The organism is Streptomyces sp. NPDC049837, from assembly GCF_040674455.1.
In the GTDB taxonomy this organism is placed as follows: domain Bacteria; phylum Actinomycetota; class Actinomycetes; order Streptomycetales; family Streptomycetaceae; genus Streptomyces.
Window position 1 is genome coordinate 1 of record NZ_JBFAMP010000005.1, and the last position, 16202, is coordinate 16202.

Genomic DNA, 16202 nt, shown 5'->3' on the forward strand with positions numbered 1-16202 from the left:
ATGCCCGGGATCTTGGCCAGGCCGGCCATGTCGATCTCGTTGTCGAAGTGGCCGATGTTCCCCACGATCGCCTGGTGCTTCATCCTGGCCATGTCCGAGGCCATGATGATGTCCTTGTTGCCGGTCGTGGTGATGAAGATGTCGGCGGTCTCGACGACGTCGTCGAGGGTGGTGACCTGGTAGCCGTCCATCGCCGCCTGGAGCGCGCAGATCGGGTCGATCTCGGTGATGATCACGCGGGCGCCCTGGCCGCGCAGCGACTCGGCGCAGCCCTTGCCGACATCGCCGTAGCCGCAGACCACGGCGACCTTGCCGCCGATGAGGACGTCGGTGGCGCGGTTGATGCCGTCGACCAGCGAGTGGCGGCAGCCGTACTTGTTGTCGAACTTCGACTTGGTCACGGCGTCGTTCACGTTGATCGCCGGGAACAGCAGCGTGCCGTCACGGTGCATCTCGTACAGACGGTGGACGCCCGTCGTGGTCTCCTCCGTGACGCCACGGATCTCGGAGGCGAGGAGGGTCCACTTCTGGGGGTTCTCGGTCAGGGTGCGGTTGAGGAGACGGAGGATGTGGCCGTACTCCTCGCTGTCCGCGGTGGAGGGGTCCGGGGCCTCGCCGGCCTTCTCGAACTCGACGCCCTTGTGGACGAGGAGGGTGGCGTCACCACCGTCGTCCAGGATCATGTTCGGGCCGCCGGTGGGCGTGTTCGGCCAGGTCAGGGCCTGCTCGGTGCACCACCAGTACTCCTCCAGGGTTTCGCCCTTCCAGGCGAAGACCGGGACGCCCTGAGGGTTGTCCGGGGTGCCGTTCGGGCCGACCGCGATGGCGGCGGCGGCGTGGTCCTGGGTGGAGAAGATGTTGCAGGACGCCCAGCGGACCTCGGCGCCGAGGGCGACCAGGGTCTCGATCAGGACGGCGGTCTGCACCGTCATGTGCAGCGAGCCGGTGATGCGGGCGCCGGCGAGCGGCTGGGCCTCGGCGTACTCCTTGCGGATCGCCATCAGGCCGGGCATCTCGTGCTCGGCGAGGGTGATCTCCTTGCGGCCGAACTCGGCCAGGGAGAGATCGGCGACCTTGAAGTCCTGTCGGTTGTCGACAGTCGTCATTTCGAGCTGCTCCTCGTGTTGGGTCGAGGGTGGGTACGGCTGGCTCTGCGAGGCAACTGGACACAAGGATGCCCGGTACCCGCAGTGCAGTCGTCGGAGGCCCTCTCTCCCTCGGCCGGTCCGTCGCGGACCGCCCGACCGCCATCAGCAGCGACGTCTGACTCTGGTCACGAATCTACACCGATCGCTTCGGCGACCCACAGTCCGCCCGGGGCCGGGATCCGGCCGTATCCCGGCAGCGGGGGGCCGCGCGGGGCGGGAGGGGGCGGGGCCGATCATGGGTCCCTCGGGCGCGTACGGGCAGCCCGTCGGACGAAGGGGTGGGGCGAGGTGGGGATGAGACCGGGGCGTGGGTTGCGGATCGCCGGTTGGATGCTGGTTCCGGTGGGGGTGTTGTTGCTCGTGGGGTGCGGGGTGGGCTTCGTGGGCGGGTACGCGGGGCACACGGTCGCCTCGACGTCGATGGAACCGACGTACGGCCGGGGCAGTCGGCTCTTTGCCGAGAAGGTCGGGCCCTCGGAGGTGCGGCGGGGGGATGTGGTCCTCTACCGCATGCCGGAGCGGTACGGGGACCTGCCGGTAATGCAGCGCGTCATCGGGGTCGGCGGCGACCGGGTGGTCTGTGACGGCGAGACGGTGACGCTGAACGGGGAGCCGCTGTCCGAGCCGTACGTGCGGGGCGGTGATCCGGTCGGGGACGGGATGCGGTACGACGTGACGGTGCCGGAGGGGCGGCTGTTCACGCTCGGGGACGACCGGGGGAACTCCCGGGACTCGCGCTACTTCGCGGACGACAGTCCCGGCGGGACGGTGCCGGTGGCGGCGGTGAGCGAGCGGGTGCTGGACAGCGGCACGGTTCCGGTGCTGCTGGGCGTGGGGGCGGTCGCCGGTGGCATCGCCCTGCTGGTCGGCGGCGGGCTGGGGCTCGCGGGGTGGCTGACCGGGCGCCGGCCCGCGCCGCACGGCCGGGTGTGAGCCCAGGTGTGAGCCCAGGCATGAGGAAGGCCCCCGTCCGCTGCGCGCGGGCGGGGGCCTTGTCACCTCTGCCCCGTCACTGGGCGGGGGCGGCGGGCTTGGTGTCCCGGTGGATGTCGGGCTCCAGGTAGATCACCCGGGCGATCGGTACGGCGGTACGGATGCGCTCCTCGGCGGCGTCGATGGCCGCGGCGATCTCGGTGGCCGTGTCCTCGTGCCGGACGGCGATCTTCGCGGCGACCAGCAGCTCCTCGGGGCCGAGGTGCAGCGTACGCATGTGGATGATGCCGGTGACGGTCTCGTTGTCGACGAGCGCCTCTTCGATCTTCTTGACCTCGTCGATGCCGGCGGCCTCGCCGAGCAGCAGGGACTTGGTCTCGGCGGCCAGGACGATCGCGATGAGGATGAGCAGGACACCGATGCAGAGGGTGCCGATGCCGTCCCAGACGCCGTTGCCGGTGGCGATGGCCAGGCTGACGCCGACGAGCGCCAGGATCAGACCGACCAGCGCGCCGAGGTCCTCCAGGAGGACGACCGGGAGCTCGGGCGCCTTGGCGCGGCGTACGAACTCCTTCCAGGAGAGGCTGCCGCGGACCTCGTTGGATTCCTTGATGGCCGTACGGAAGGAGAAGGTCTCGGCGATGATCGCGAAGACGAGCACGCCGACCGGCCAGTACCAGGCCTCGATCTCGTGCGGGTGCTTGATCTTCTCGTAGCCCTCGTAGATGGCGAACATGCCACCGACGGAGAAGAGGACGATCGAGACGAGGAAGGCGTAGATGTAACGCTCACGGCCGTAGCCGAAGGGGTGCTGGGGCGTGGCCTCGCGCTTGGCCTTCTTGCCGCCGACGAGCAGCAGGCCCTGGTTGCCGGAGTCGGCGAGCGAGTGCACGCTCTCGGCGAGCATCGAGGACGAACCACTGAAGAGGAACGCCACGAATTTGGCCACCGCGATAGCGAGGTTCGCGGCGAGCGCCGCCACGATCGCCTTGGTTCCGCCTGACGCGCTCATGCGTGCGGGTGTCCTTCCTGATGCTGCCGGCTGCTGGGGTGTGGGGGGTGGTTCGTACGGCGGCACATTGTTGCAGCAGCGGAGGCGGGCGGTGCGTCAGGCCACCACTGTGGCGCGGAAGACCGTGCCGGTACCGGACAGTTCGGCCTTTTCGCCCGCGGGGATGAAGACGGACTGACCGGGCGTGAGGGACAGGTCGTTCGCCCGGGGCGTGCCGGAGGTGGCGAGGACGATCTGGGGAGTGGCGGCGGTGATGTCGACGGGGCCGGTGCCTTCGGGCCGTACGTAACGGGAGAGGCGGAACTCGTCGACGGGGGTTTCATACACCTCTTCGCCGGAGGGTGAGGCTTCGGGGCGGAGGATGCCCGGGTCGTTCGCCTCGAAGCGGACCACCCGGAGGAGTTCGGGGACGTCGACGTGCTTGGGGGTCAGTCCGCAGCGCAGGACGTTGTCGGAGTTCGCCATGATCTCCACGCCGAGGCCGCCGAGGTACGCGTGCGGGACGCCGGCGCCGAGGTAGAGCGCCTCGCCGGGCTGGAGCCGGACGTGGTTGAGCAGCATGGCGGCGAGGACTCCGGGGTCGCCGGGGAAGTGGTGCGCGAGGACGGCGTACGGGGCGTGGGCGCCGCCGAGACGGTCGCAGGCGGCGGCGGTCTCGGTGACGGTGGCCGCCATCTCGGTGGGGTCCGCGGACAGGACTGCGGTGAGGACCTCGCGGAGGGCGGCGTCCTCGGGGTGGGCGTGGAGGAGGTCGACGTACGGCTTGAGGGAGTCGACGTCCAGCGCGGCGAGGAGGTCGGCGGTCCGGTCGGGGGCGCGGAACCCGCAGAAGCCCTCGAAGGGGGTGAGGGCGCAGATCAGTTCGGGCTTGTGGTTGGCGTCCTTGTAGTTGCGGTGGGGAGCGTCGATGGGGATGCCGGCGCGTTCCTCGGCGGCGTGTCCTTCCTGGGCCTGGGTGAGGTTCGGGTGGACCTGGAGGGAGAGGGGGGCGGCGGCCGCGAGGATCTTGAGGAGGAACGGCAGGCGTGGGCCGAACTTCGCGACGGTGGCGGGGCCGAGTTCGCGTTCCGGGTCGGCCTCGATCAGGGCGGAGAGCGGTTGCTCCGGCTGTCCGGCGCGGGTGACGCGGGAGGGGGCGCCAGGGTGGGCGCCCATCCACATCTCGGCCTGCGGCTCGCCGGTGGGGACGGCGCCGAGCAGTTCCGGGATGGCCGTCGTGGAGCCCCAGGCGTACGGGCGGACGGTGTTGGAGAGGCGGTCCATGCGTCGTCTTTCCTTGCGTCTTGGGCCTTGCGGTGGGGGGAGGGCGGGCGGGTCAGGTGGGGGTGCGGCGGGACGCCAGCGCCAGGTAGACGGCCGCGAAGTCGGTCACCGCGAGGAGCTCCGCGAACGCCGCGAGGTCGGCCGTGCCGTCGTCGGCCGTACCGTTCTCGGGTTCGAGTTCGCTGATGGTGGTGTCGTGGCTGAGCGCGAGCTCGCGGGCGGCGGGCGCGGCGGTGAGGCCGCCGACCGGGCGGTCGCGGAGCAGTACGACGCGGGCGTGCAGGGCTTGCGCCTCCTCGACGCGGTCGCGGAAGAAGTCCTCGGGGTCCGCGCCGGCCGCGAAGTCGCCCGCCAGGAGGGTTCCGTGGGCCGCGAGCGCCTCCGGGAGCTCCGCCGCGAAGGCCGGACGGCCGGCCAGCTCGGCCAGCACGGTGGCGAACCGGCGGCCGATCGGGGCGGCGGCGAGCCCCTCGGTCCAGATCAGCGGGAGCGTGTCGGCGAGTTCGGCGGCGAGGGTCTTGGCGGGGTTGCTGTACGTGGCGACGGCCGGGCCGCAGCGTTCGGCCGTGCGGTCGAGGCGGTCGGCGACCTTCTGGAGGGCGTCGGCCGGCGCGGTGACGAGGCCGACGCGGTCGAGCAGCGCGAGGAGCGGGGTGAACAGGGCCCACAGGGCGGCAGGGCTCGCCGACTGTGACTCCTCGTCGGTCAGCTCGTGGGGAGCGGTGGCCATCGGGACGACGAGGCCGTGCGTATCCCCGACGGCCTCGGCGAGCGGGGAGCGCTGGGGTGCGACGGCGACGACGGTGATGCCACGGCGGTAGGCCTGTTCGGCGAGGAGGGCGAGGCCGGGTTCGCTGCCGTCGGCGGTGGTGATCAGGAGCAGGTCCACGGAGCCGGCCCAGCCCGGGAGCGTCCAGCGGAGGGCGCCCGCGGCGGCTGCCACGCCGGTGGAGTGCAGGCGGGCGACGGGCGCGGACGCGCCGGCCAGCGTGGCCACCAGGTCGGCGACGCAGGCGGCGGCGGTGCCGGGGCCGGCGATGAGGATGGCGCGGGGGCGGCCTTCGGGGTTCAGCTCGGTGACGCCGGCTTCGGCGGCGTGGCGGGCGGCCGTGCGTACGCGCGCGCCGGCTTCGGCGGCCCCGCGGAGGAGACCGCGGCGGTCGACTCGGGCCAGGGCGTCCGGGTCGTCGAGCAGCGTCTCGTCGAGCATGAGGTGGGGCCTCCGATCGCCGTGCTGGGTGGGTGCGGTTCGGCGCGGCGCCGGGGTGTGCGGCGCCCTTCGCGGGTGCGCCGTCAGGCGGGGCGGCGGGCCTCGTCCACGAGGAGGACCGGGATGCCGTCCCGTACGGGGTACGCCAGGCCGCAGTCCTTGCCGGTGCAGATCAGCTCCGGGTTCTCGGCTGCCGTGCGGTCGCTGAGCGGGGCGTGGCAGGCCGGGCAGGCGAGGATCTCCAGAAGGCCGGCTTCGAGCGGCATGGGGGCGGTCCCTTCGGGGGTGCGGGTCTCGGGTCTGGTGGGCTGTGGGCGCACTGCTCGGTGTGCTGGTGTGTGCGCATCGGGCCACGTCAGCCTACCGCCGGGGGGCCGGGGATGTGGCTTTGGCGGGGGCGGGGTCTTGTCCCCGGGGAGCCGGTCCCGGGCGAGCCTGCCGGGGTGGGGTGGGGGGGCGGTTGGGCGTGGAGGGCGGCGGGACGGGGGCGCCGGGGTGGGGGGCTTCCGCCACGCAATGTTGCGGGGGCGGGTGGGATGGCGGCCGGCCAGGCACCGGAACGCCGGCCGGGCCCGTCGGTGTCGGGCCCGGCCGGCGGCGGGGCGGGTCAGGCGGTGGTGCGGACGAGGGCGAGGACCTCGTCGCGGAGGGCGGTCATCGTCGGTTCGTCGCGGGCCTCGACGTTCAGGCGCAGCAGCGGTTCCGTGTTGGACGGGCGGAGGTTGAACCACCAGTCGGGGCCCGTGACCGTGAGGCCGTCGAGGTCGTCGGTCGTGACCCCGTCGCGGGAGGCGAACGCCTCGCGGACCGCCGCCGTGCGGCCGGGCTGGTCGGCGACCGTGGAGTTGATCTCTCCCGAGCCGGAGTAGCGGTCGTACGAGGAGACCAGCCGGGACAGGGGCCCGGTCTGGCCGCCCAGGGCCGCGAGGACGTGGAGGGCGGCCAGCATGCCGGTGTCGGCGTTCCAGAAGTCGCGGAAGTAGTAGTGCGCGGAGTGCTCGCCGCCGAAGATCGCGCCGGTACGGGCCATCTCCTCCTTGATGAAGGAGTGGCCGACCCGCGTGCGCACCGGTGTCCCGCCGTTCTCGCGGACGACCTCGGGGACGGACCACGACGTGATCAGGTTGTGGATGATCGTCCCCGTACCGCCGTTCCTGGCCAGCTCGCGCGCCGCCACGAGCGCCGTGACCGCGGACGGGGACACCGGGTCGCCCTTCTCGTCCACCACGAAGCACCGGTCGGCGTCGCCGTCGAACGCCAGGCCCAGGTCCGCGCCCTCGGCCCGCACCCGCTGCTGGAGGTCCACGAGGTTGGCCGGGTCGAGCGGGTTGGCCTCGTGGTTGGGGAACGTGCCGTCCAGCTCGAAGTACATCGGGACCAGGTCCAGCGGCAGGCCGTCGAACACGGTGGGGACCGTGTGGCCGCCCATGCCGTTGCCCGCGTCGACCACGACCTTGAGCGGCCGGATGGAGGTGAGGTCCACGAGGGTCTTCAGGTGGGCGGCGTAGTCGGTGAGCGTGTCCCGCTCGGTCAGCTCGCCGGGGGTGGCCGCCGCCTCGGGGGCGCCGGTCTCCAGCCACTTCTCCACGAGCGCCCGGATGTCCGCGAGGCCCGTGTCCTGGCCGACGGGCGCCGCGCCCGCGCGGCACATCTTGATGCCGTTGTACTGGGCCGGGTTGTGCGACGCCGTGAACATCGCGCCCGGCAGCCCCAGGCGCCCCGACGCGAAGTAGAGCTGGTCCGTGGAGCACAGGCCGATCAGCGTGACGTCCGCGCCGCGCCGCGCCGCGCCCCGGGCGAACGCGCCGGACAGGCCGGGCGACGAGGGGCGCATGTCGTGGCCCACCACGATGGCCTCGGCGCCGGTCACCTCGACGAACGCCGCGCCGAAGAGCTCCGCCAGCGGCTCGTCCCACTGGTCCGGCACCACTCCGCGGACGTCGTACGCCTTCACGATCCCCGACAGATCATGGGACTGATCCCGAGCCAGATCACGAGACTGGTCAGCTTCCACTTCCCCGCACCCTCCTGCACGCCCTGTGTGTCCACCCGCGGTGGAGCACACAAACTACCCGTAGGGGGCGTGAGGTCAGGAGTCGGGAGAGCGCAGCACCCGCAGGTGCCCGCGGCGACCGACCTCCACCGGGTCCCCGGCACGGCCGCCGGGCTTGCCGCCGGCCTGCGCGGCGCGCTCCTGGGGGCGGGCCGCTTCCCGTACGGCGTTGGCGAGCGCTTCGAGATCGTCACCGCTGGGGCGGGCCGGCGCGGAGCCGTCGGAGAGCCGGACGACCTCCCAGCCGCGCGGCGCGGTCAGGCGCTCGCTGTGCTCGGCGCACAGGTCGTAGCAGTGGGGCTCGGCGTAGGTGGCGAGCGGGCCGAGGACCGCAGTCGAGTCGGCATAGACGTACGTCAGTGTCGCGACGGCAGGGCGGCCGCACGCGGTGCGCGAACAGCGACGTACAGGGCTCACGACGTTGGACGGTACCGCACTCTTGAGCGGGCCGCGACGACTCTCCACCAGGTCACTCGCCCGTGTCGCGGTGTGACGTCCCGCACAGGGCCCCCGGGAACGCCTCGACTGACCTGCGCGGAAGGTGTGGGGCGGGGGCGCCGGCGGTCGAGGCGCCGAACACCACCCCGAACGAATCCGGTCAATCCTGGCGAGCCGACCGGTCCACTCCCGGCACCGAATCGAGCCGAAGCATGGCCGGAATGCTCAATTAACGACATGCCCTCGGCGTGGCGCGCGGCACGATCGTCATACGCCGGGGAGAGCTACCCTGCCTCAGTGATGGACAGTCCCGTACCGCCCCGCCCGGCCGAGCCCCGGCCGCGCCGCCGAGACCGCCACGGCCGCGGCATGCGCGGGCCCGTCGCCCCGCCCCAGGTACCGCTCTCCGCCACCCGCGCGGACACCTTCCGCGATCTGGTGCAGGACTCGGTGGAGCGGCTGGAGCGGCGCTGGCCGCAGCTCGCCGACGTCGACTTCCTCGTCCTGGAGGTTCCCGTGGCCTCCGACGAGTCCGTGCCGCTCGGCGTCTCGGTCCCGGCCGGCCGCGACCGGCCCGCGCGGGTCATCGTCTACCGGCGGCCGGTCGAGCTGCGGGCCAAGAACCGCGACGAGCGTGCCCTGCTCGTCCACGAGGTCGTGGTCGAGCAGGTCGCCGAGCTGCTCGGGCTGTCCCCCGAGTCGGTCGACCCCCGGTACGGACAGGACTGACCCCCGGCTGGGGGCCGAGAGCCGCGGGCGCCCAGCCGGTTCCCGGGGAACCGCTGGTCGCCGCTGGTCGGCCCCCGGCTGGGGGCCGAGAGCCACGGGCTCCCAGCCGGTTCCCGGGGAACCGCTGGTCGCCGCTGGTCGCCGCTAGTCGCTAGTCGACGAGCACCGACAGGTCCTGTCGCGCCTCCGGGACCTCCACCGTGCCCCGGTCGTCGGCGAGCGTCTGCACCGTGAACATCGGGATGCCGTCGTCCGGCTCGGCCAGCGTGCGGGCCGCGTGGACCGGGCCGCCCGAGAGCGTCTCGACGGTCAGCGCGTACGAGCCCTTCAGCCCGGCCGGGACCGGCGGTGTGACCGCCAGTGTCGTACCGCCCTTGACCGTGTACGTCTTCGTCGCCGGCGTCCCGCCCTCGGTGCCCGCCGACGCGGTGACCCGGACCTCCGCGGTCTCGCCGGGTGCGGTCAGCGACAGGGTGGTGCCCTTGGCCCGGTTGTCGGCGGCGGTCGCCCGCTCCCCCACCGGACCGGTCGCCGGGATGAACGCCGCCTCCTGGTCGTCGCCCTTGCCGCGTACCACCCGCAGCGCCGCGACCACCGGCGTGGCCCTGCCCTTCTGCGCCGGGGACAACAGCAGCGACCCGGCCTCGCCGCGCGTGACGTCCTTGAGGTCGACGGCCGCGGTCATCCCCGACTTGACGTGCAGGCTCTCGGCCGCGGCCGGGGTGATCGTGCCGGTCGGGCTCGCGAGCTGGATCTTCAGGTCGGCGTCGTCCTCGCCCGGCGCGTACGCCACCAGCCGTACGGACGTGGCGTCGGCCGGGATGCCGGGCAGGACCAGCGTGCCGACCGGGTCGACGGACGCGGGCAGCCAGTCGCTGCCGAGCTTCTCGTCGGCGGAGCGCACCACCGCGCCGACCCGCCCGCTGCGGGTGGTGACGTGGACCGTGACGTCCTCGGCGGCCGGGTCGGTCGTCAGGGTGGACAGCAGCACCGGCACGCTGGACCGCGCCGGGACCGTGATGCCCTCGGTGAGCTGCGACTTCAGGGGGCCTTGCGGACCGTGCAGCTCGATGTCGACGACGGTGGCCGTGTCGTCGGGGTTGGTCAGATGCACGTAGTCCGCGCGCTGCTTGGCGGTCGAGGCGCCGGGGAACCAGAAGTCGGTGTCGGGCGCGGTGCAGCTCACGCCGAGCAGGCCGCGCCCTCCGCCCGCCGGGACCTTGGTGGTCTGCTGGGTGGTCCAGCCGGGGGCGAGCGGTCCGGAGGCCGAACCGACCAGGGCGGGCGCGTCGCCGCCGTCCGCCTCGGCGGAGACCGGCTTGCCGGGCTGGGTCAGGGTGAGGACGGGCTTGTCGGCGGCCGGTGCCTTCTTCGGGGTGTTCGTCTTCTTGGGGTCCGCCGTCGTCTCGTCCGCCGTGGCGGCGGACGGCTTCAGCTCGGCTTGCCCGCTGCCCTTTCCCTCTCCGGCCGGGGTGAACGACGTGTACACCGTCTCGGCGACCTCGGAGTTGCTCGGGGCGGGGCACAGCAGGCTGGAGCGCTCGACGGGGAGCCGGACAGAGGCCGGGAGGGCCGTCGGCGTACCGGCGTCGCCGTCGGGGGTGGTCAGGGCGGCGAAACCGGTGACCGCGGCGAGGGCGGTGACGGCGGCGGCGAGGGAGAGGGTGGTCCGGTTCACTGGTTGCTGCTCCCGTCGGGACGCTGCTCGTTGTCGTACTCGTAGCCCTCGTAGCCCTCGTAGCCGTAGTGCTGCGGCTCGTACTGCCCCGGCGGGTACTGCTGGTACTGCTGCTGGTACTGCGGGTCGTACTGGCCCTGCTCGTATCCGCCCTGCTCGTGAGCACCCTGCGGCTGAGCGCCCTGCTCGTATCCGCCCTGCTCGTAGGGCTGCGGCTGCTGGTACTGCTCGTAGGACTGCGGGTACTGCTCGTACGGGTCGGCCTGGTACTGCTGCTGGGCGGCCGGGTGGGCGGCGTACGTATGGCCGCCGTCCCACTCGCCGTAGGCGGGCTGCCGCGGCACGTCCGGGTGCGCGTACGGGTCGGTGTCCGGTACGGGTCCGGCGGCGGGGTTCGGCCCGGTGTCGGAAGCCGTCTCCGTGTCCCCCGCCTCCGACGCTTCGGCGGCGGCCGCCGCCCGGAGCCGGCGCGCCCGGCGGCCGTCGCCCGCCAGGTCCTCGGGGGTCACGACGGGCTCGTCGTCCGGCAGGTCGTCGTCCACGTCCCGGCGCCGCCCGGGCAGGGCCAGCACGAGGAGGACGACGGCCAGGAAGGACTGCGTCCAGAGCCAGGCGGTGTGGCCGAAGGAGTCCTCGTACGTCAGGTCCAGGCGCCCGCCTTCGGCGGGCAGCTCGAAGCCCTGCGCCCAGCCGTCGACGACCGTCTTCTTCAGCGGCCGTCCGTCGATCGTGGCCAGCCAGCCGTCGTCCGCGCGGTCCGCGATGCGCAGCACGCGGCCGGGGCCGCCCGCCGGGATCTCGGTGTGCGCCTCGACGGGACCGGCGGCCACCGGCAGCCGTTCGCCCTTGCCGTCGCCGCCCGGGACGATGGTGGCCCGCGCGACCTGCCGGTCCACCCGCCACAGGGCGCTGCCGTCCAACTGGCTGAGCCGGGTGAGCCCCGGCGTGGCGTCCAGGACGCGGCTCATCTGGCGCGGCGCGCCGTCCCGTACGAGGACGTACCGGATGGCGAAGCCGCTGAGCTGGTCCGTCTGGTCCGCGCCGGAGCCGGCGACCAGGTTGGCCACGACCTTGTCGAGGCGCGGGTCGCCGCCGCCCGCCGCGGTCAGTTCGGCGTCCCCGAGGCGGGCGCCCGAGCCACGGACCAGGGTGTACGGCACCTCGGCGGTGGAGGTGCCGCCCAGCACCAGGGTGCGCGGCTGGTCCCGGGTGTCGCTCTCCTCGGCGACGAACGCGGGCACCTGGACCGGGTCGCGCCGCTCCAGGGGGCCGGCCGCGCCGCCGATCGTCCAGTTGGCCGCGGAGACGACCGGCCCGGCGGCGGCGGCGAGCGCGATCAGCACGGCGACGGGCTGGCGCCAGCCGAAGCTCTGGGAGGCGACGCGGGTACGGCCGCCCTCCGCGCCGAGCATGCCGGCGGCCAGCAGCGCGATGCCGTACACGAGGGTGGCGGGCCCGGCCCAGCCGGAGCCATCGCCCGGGCCGCTGCCCGCGCCGTTGAGGAGCACCGCGAAGACGAGCGCGACGACGGCCACCACCCACGCCGCGCGGATCGCGAACTGCCGCTCGGCGCGCAGCAGGGCCGCGAGCGCCGCCAGGACCAGGCCGATCAGGACGAGCCCGCCGACGGTCCTGGGGCCGCCCGGCGAGACGCCGAGCAGGTCGAGCGGGGACGCCGCGCCCGTACCGAACTCCGTCCCGGCCTCCCTGAAGAAGGCGGACGGGTCGGACAGCAGCGTCAGCGACCAGGGCGCGAGCAGCAGCAGCGGTGTGCCCACGGCGGCCAGGAAGCGCAGCCCGTACGCGACGATGTCGCCGCGCCGCAGCACCAGCACCGCCAGCCCGAGCGCGACCGCGAGCGGCCAGACGACGGGCGTGAACGCCATCGTGAAGGTGAGCAGGAAGGCGTACGCCCAGGTGGCACGCCAGCTACCGCGTGCCTCCCCGCGCAGGCGCAGTCCGTGCGCCGCGACGGCGGCCCGGGCGATCAGCGGCAGCAGGACGGCCAGGACGGCCGTGCCGAGCCGCCCGGTCGCCAGCGCCCCGGTCACGGCGGGCAGGAAGGCGTACGCGACGGCTCCCCAGGCGCGCAGCAGCCGCGACTGGACCAGGGGGCGGGAGGCGAAGTACGCGGTGAAACCGGCCAGCGGCACCGAGCAGACCAGCAGCACGGTGAGCGCGAGGCCGGTGGAGCCGAGGAACACGGCGGAGAGGGCGGCGAGGACCGCCAGGTACGGCGGGGCGGTCTGCGTCCCGCCGGTGCCGAGGGGATGCCAGGCGTCCGCGTACCGCCCCCACAGCTCCCCGACTCCGTCGGGGACGGGCAGCAGCGCGCCGCCCGCGAGGGAGCCGCCGCCGAACAGGCCGCGGCAGGCCACCACGGAGGCGACCAGCAGCAGGACGAAGAGGACCGGGCCCGGCTTGCGGGCGATCTTCTTGAGCCGGGCGAACTGCTCGATCTCCAGGAAGTCGGCGTCGTCCCCGCCGGGGCCCGACTCGACCGCGCCGTGGCGCGAGCCGCCCGAATCGGCGTCCGTGCCGCCGAAGTTGGACATGACCTGCTCGACCGTGGCGCGCACGGTCGCGCCGGGCGGCGGGAACAGCGGCCGCAGTTCGGACGCTTCGACGGCCCTTCGGCTTCTTCTGCGGCGGGCCGCGATGATCCGCTCCGGCCGCAGCAACGTGCCGAACAGGCCCATGACTTCGTCCACGGCCTGGCCGGGCACCTTGCCGACGAGATAGGCGAGCGTACGGAGGAGGGTGCCGACGACGAGACGGAGCAGGACCCACGGGAAGGCGATGCCGCGCGCGTTGGCGAGCAGCGTGTAGACGGCACCCGCCTTGTCGACGCGGTGGGGGCTGGCGACGGAGCGGCCCGCGCAGTCGACGGTGCGCCGCTCGCGTGCGGAGGCCTCGGCGTGGCGGAGGACGGCGTCGGGCGCGACGAGGACCCGGTGGCCGGCGGAGTGGGCACGCCAGCACAGGTCGACGTCGTCGCGCATCAGGGGCAGGCGCCGGTCGAAGCCGCCCAGCTCCTCGAAGACGTCACGGCGGATGAGCATGCCTGCGCTGGAGACGGACAGCACCGGCCTGACCTGGTCGTGCTGGCCCTGGTCCTGCTCGCGCCGGTCCAGGCCGGTCCAGCGGCGGCCGCTGTTGGCGATGGACACGCCCACTTCGAGGAGCTGCTTGCGGTCGTACCAGCCGCGCAGCTTGGGTCCGACGATCGCCGCGTACGCGTCGCCGTCCGCGACCCGGAGCAGCTCGGCGAGGGCGCCGGGCTCGGGCGCGGCGTCGTCGTGGAGCAGCCAGAGCCACTGGACGGGCTCGCCGTGCGGCAGGTCCGGCATGTCGTAGGCGTCGTCGTTCCACGTCCGGCTGACCGGGTCCCAGCCGCTGGGCCGCTTCAGGTACGGCAACTCCTCGGGGCCGAGGACGGGCGCGGTGCGGGCCGCCTCGTCGACGGCGGCGCCGAAGCCCGTACGGCGTGCGAGGTGCAGCACCCGGTCGTCGCCGATGGCCTCGGCGACCAGCCGCGCGGAGTCGTCGGCGCTGCCGGTGTCGGCGGCGATGACGTTCTGTACGGGGCGTTCCTGACCGAGCAGCCCGGCGAGGACGTCCGGCAGCCACCGGGCGCCGTCGTGGGAGACGAGCACGGCGGTGACGACGTGCCGCGGGAACTCGGGCTGCTGCGTGGTGGCGGACATCGGGTTACGGGCCCTCCGGCCGGGGGTCGCCCGCGGGGGGCGTTGGAGCGTCTCGGACGGAGGCCCACACTAATGGCTGGCAGGACAGGGGTCCGCCGCCTGTGGACAGAGCACGGTCGGCGGACCGTTCTTTACGTACACGTGTGCACGCTTTGGCCACTCGGCGTGCGTGGATGACCGGCGCGGTCGACTTACGGACGCGGTCGACTTACGGGCGCGGTCGCTTGCGCGTCGGGCTGCCGGGGCGGCGGCGGGTGCGGTGCGGTGCGGCCCGGTGGGTCGGCTGGGCTCGGTGCCCAGGCGGTGCGTGCGCGCGGCCGGCCCGGGGCGGCGCCTGAGCGGCGGGTGGGGGCGTGGCCCCTCCGGGCTCGACTCCTCAAGGCCGGCGGCCTTGGGTCTCTCGTAAGGGAGCCCGCCCCTTGCCTCCCCCCAAGCTCTGCGGGGACGACCCTGCACGGCCCCGCCTGCGCCGTCGGCGGGTGCGGGATGTGGGTGGCGTGTAGAGGGCTGCTGCGGCAGGTGGATGCCCGCGCACCCGGCAGTGGTGCCGGGGTCCCGCGATCGGTGGGCCGCGCCCGGTGGTCGGTCAGACCGCGGCCTTCTTGAGGCGGCGGCGCTCGCGCTCCGACAGGCCGCCCCAGATTCCGAATCTTTCGTCATTGGCGAGCGCGTACTCGAGGCATTCCGAACGGACTTCGCAGGCGAGGCAGACCTTCTTGGCCTCGCGAGTGGATCCGCCCTTCTCGGGGAAGAAGGACTCCGGATCCGTCTGGGCGCACAACGCGCGCTCCTGCCAGCCGAGTTCCTCATCCGCGTCCTCGACCAGCAGTTCCTGGAACAACTCGGTCATGTGCGCCCCTCGTCGGTCTTTGCGTCCCCGTGATGTGGCCGTTTGTCGAATTTTTCGGCCGAACGACACGAGTGAAATTACAAGTGTGGTGCTCCGGGCCAGTCAAGCCGGGATCTGCTATTGGGCCTGGTATTCACTCTGCGGAACCAAGGCTATGCGGAAAGTGTTCAAATCAGCAAAAATGAGACACATGCCGCCGCCCTGCCCGCACCCTCCCTTTCACCACCTCTTCAAGGGAGGACGTTCGCCGCTTCGATCTTGTTGCGGTCGAGCCGGTGAAGCGACCCGGATCACAGTCAGGTCACGAGAGCGCGACGACGTTTGCGCGGGCGGTTGCTGCGCCATGTGTCCTGGCCCTCGCCAGCACAAACCTTTCTCCGGACGGAGTAACCGGATGAGGTGAAACATTGCCGCCAAATCGGGCATTGGGTTGACAGACGTAATCCAGCCGGTCACCTTTGATGGCATGCCAGCAACCACAGCGCTCCTCGCGACCCACGCCCGTGGGTCCCGCAGCGCTGCCCCGGCTCTTCAGCCGCTCTGTTGCTGTCGCTGTTCCTGCTGTTGATGCCGTAGCGCTCCAGCCTCCTCCAGCGTCTGTTTTCCGCCTCCGGTTTCCGGACGTTCCGGATCCGTTTCTCCCGAGGAACCCCCGCACTCCATGAACAGCGACAGCGACCTCCAGATCGCCGGCGACATCCTCGCCGTACAGCACCTGCTCCAGCCCGCCAAGGAGCACCCGTCCACCGTGGCCGACTTCGCCGGGCTCGCCCGGTCCGTCGCCGCCGACCGGGCGCAGTGGGCGCACCTCGTCGAGTACGACGCCACCACCCGCTGGTACCACCGGCTGCGCACCGGGCCCGGGTACGAGGTGTGGCTGCTGTCCTGGGTGCCCGGTCAGGGCACGGGTATGCATGATCACGGCGGCTCCTCCGGCGTACTGACCGTTCTCGAGGGGGAACTGACGGAACGTACGGAAAAGGGCGCGCGGTCGCTCACCGCCGGCGCGCAGCGCGTCTTCGCGCCGGGGTACGCGCACGATGTGGTCAACGATTCGCTCGAACCGGCCGTCAGCCTGCACGTCTACTACCCGGGGCTGACCGACATGCCGATGCACGGCACCACCTGCTCCGCCCCGGAGACCCGGGATGTCGTAGTCGCCTGACAGGCCCGCCCGTCGC

The 16202-nt window shown here is 73.0% G+C and carries 13 protein-coding genes; 3 read left to right on the top strand and 10 right to left on the bottom strand.

All coding sequences use genetic code 11. The features are described from left to right. Positions 1–1106: adenosylhomocysteinase (locus AB0J57_RS14905; RefSeq protein WP_366128536.1), on the bottom strand; the 1106-nt coding region annotated here is incomplete at its 3' end. A 384-nt stretch (positions 1107–1490) separates the two neighbouring features. Here AB0J57_RS14905 and lepB point away from each other — a divergent pair. Next, entirely contained in the window at positions 1491–2081 is a 591-nt protein-coding gene (gene lepB / locus AB0J57_RS14910) for a signal peptidase I (protein ID WP_366128537.1), read from the top strand. A 76-nt stretch (positions 2082–2157) separates the two neighbouring features. Here the strand turns inward: lepB and AB0J57_RS14915 are convergent, their stop codons facing one another. The 6 genes from AB0J57_RS14915 to AB0J57_RS14940 all read right to left on the bottom strand — a co-directional run bounded on the left by AB0J57_RS14915 (position 2158) and on the right by AB0J57_RS14940 (position 8084). After that, positions 2158–3093 carry a cation transporter gene (locus tag AB0J57_RS14915; protein ID WP_366128538.1) on the bottom strand — a complete coding sequence of 312 codons (936 nt, stop codon included), beginning with the start codon at positions 3091–3093 and terminating at the stop codon, positions 2158–2160. Between the two features lie 96 nt (positions 3094–3189). After that, positions 3190–4356, bottom strand: coding sequence for a mannose-6-phosphate isomerase, class I (gene manA, locus AB0J57_RS14920; protein WP_366128539.1), 1167 nt, complete (start codon positions 4354–4356; stop codon positions 3190–3192). 52 nt (positions 4357–4408) lie between these two features. Then, on the bottom strand, positions 4409–5566 hold the full coding sequence (locus AB0J57_RS14925; protein WP_366128540.1) for an SIS domain-containing protein: 1158 nt from the start codon (positions 5564–5566) through the stop codon (positions 4409–4411). A gap of 83 nt (positions 5567–5649) precedes the next feature. Further along, complete coding sequence (locus tag AB0J57_RS14930; protein WP_366128541.1) at positions 5650–5832, bottom strand: Trm112 family protein; 183 nt, start codon at positions 5830–5832, stop codon at positions 5650–5652. Positions 5833–6173: 341 nt separating this feature from the next. Continuing rightward, positions 6174–7556: a phosphomannomutase/phosphoglucomutase gene (locus AB0J57_RS14935; RefSeq protein ID WP_366129079.1), complete on the bottom strand. Its 1383-nt coding sequence runs from the start codon at positions 7554–7556 to the stop codon at positions 6174–6176. 99 nt (positions 7557–7655) lie between these two features. Continuing rightward, a complete protein-coding gene (locus AB0J57_RS14940; protein WP_073757778.1) occupies positions 7656–8084 on the bottom strand; it encodes a DUF3499 domain-containing protein in 429 nt (142 codons plus the stop codon). 273 nt (positions 8085–8357) lie between these two features. On the opposite strand from AB0J57_RS14940, the gene AB0J57_RS14945 reads away from it, so the two are divergent. Continuing rightward, on the top strand, positions 8358–8786 hold the full coding sequence (locus tag AB0J57_RS14945; RefSeq protein ID WP_366128542.1) for a metallopeptidase family protein: 429 nt from the start codon (positions 8358–8360) through the stop codon (positions 8784–8786). Positions 8787–8937: 151 nt separating this feature from the next. Here AB0J57_RS14945 and AB0J57_RS14950 read toward each other — a convergent pair whose 3' ends face one another. The 3 genes from AB0J57_RS14950 to AB0J57_RS14960 all read right to left on the bottom strand — a co-directional run bounded on the left by AB0J57_RS14950 (position 8938) and on the right by AB0J57_RS14960 (position 15021). Beyond that, positions 8938–10464, bottom strand: coding sequence for a DUF5719 family protein (locus tag AB0J57_RS14950; RefSeq protein ID WP_366128543.1), 1527 nt, complete (start codon positions 10462–10464; stop codon positions 8938–8940). After that, positions 10461–14171: a glycosyltransferase family 2 protein gene (locus AB0J57_RS14955; RefSeq protein ID WP_366128544.1), complete on the bottom strand. Its 3711-nt coding sequence runs from the start codon at positions 14169–14171 to the stop codon at positions 10461–10463. Before AB0J57_RS14955 ends, AB0J57_RS14950 begins: the two co-directional genes overlap by 4 nt. A gap of 586 nt (positions 14172–14757) precedes the next feature. Beyond that, the gene (locus tag AB0J57_RS14960; RefSeq protein WP_023588371.1) at positions 14758–15021 is read right to left on the bottom strand and encodes a WhiB family transcriptional regulator; all 264 of its coding nucleotides are present in this window, start codon (positions 15019–15021) and stop codon (positions 14758–14760) included. 661 nt (positions 15022–15682) lie between these two features. Here AB0J57_RS14960 and AB0J57_RS14965 point away from each other — a divergent pair. Beyond that, positions 15683–16186, top strand: coding sequence for a cupin domain-containing protein (locus AB0J57_RS14965; protein WP_366128545.1), 504 nt, complete (start codon positions 15683–15685; stop codon positions 16184–16186). The last annotated feature ends 16 nt before the right edge of the window (positions 16187–16202 follow it).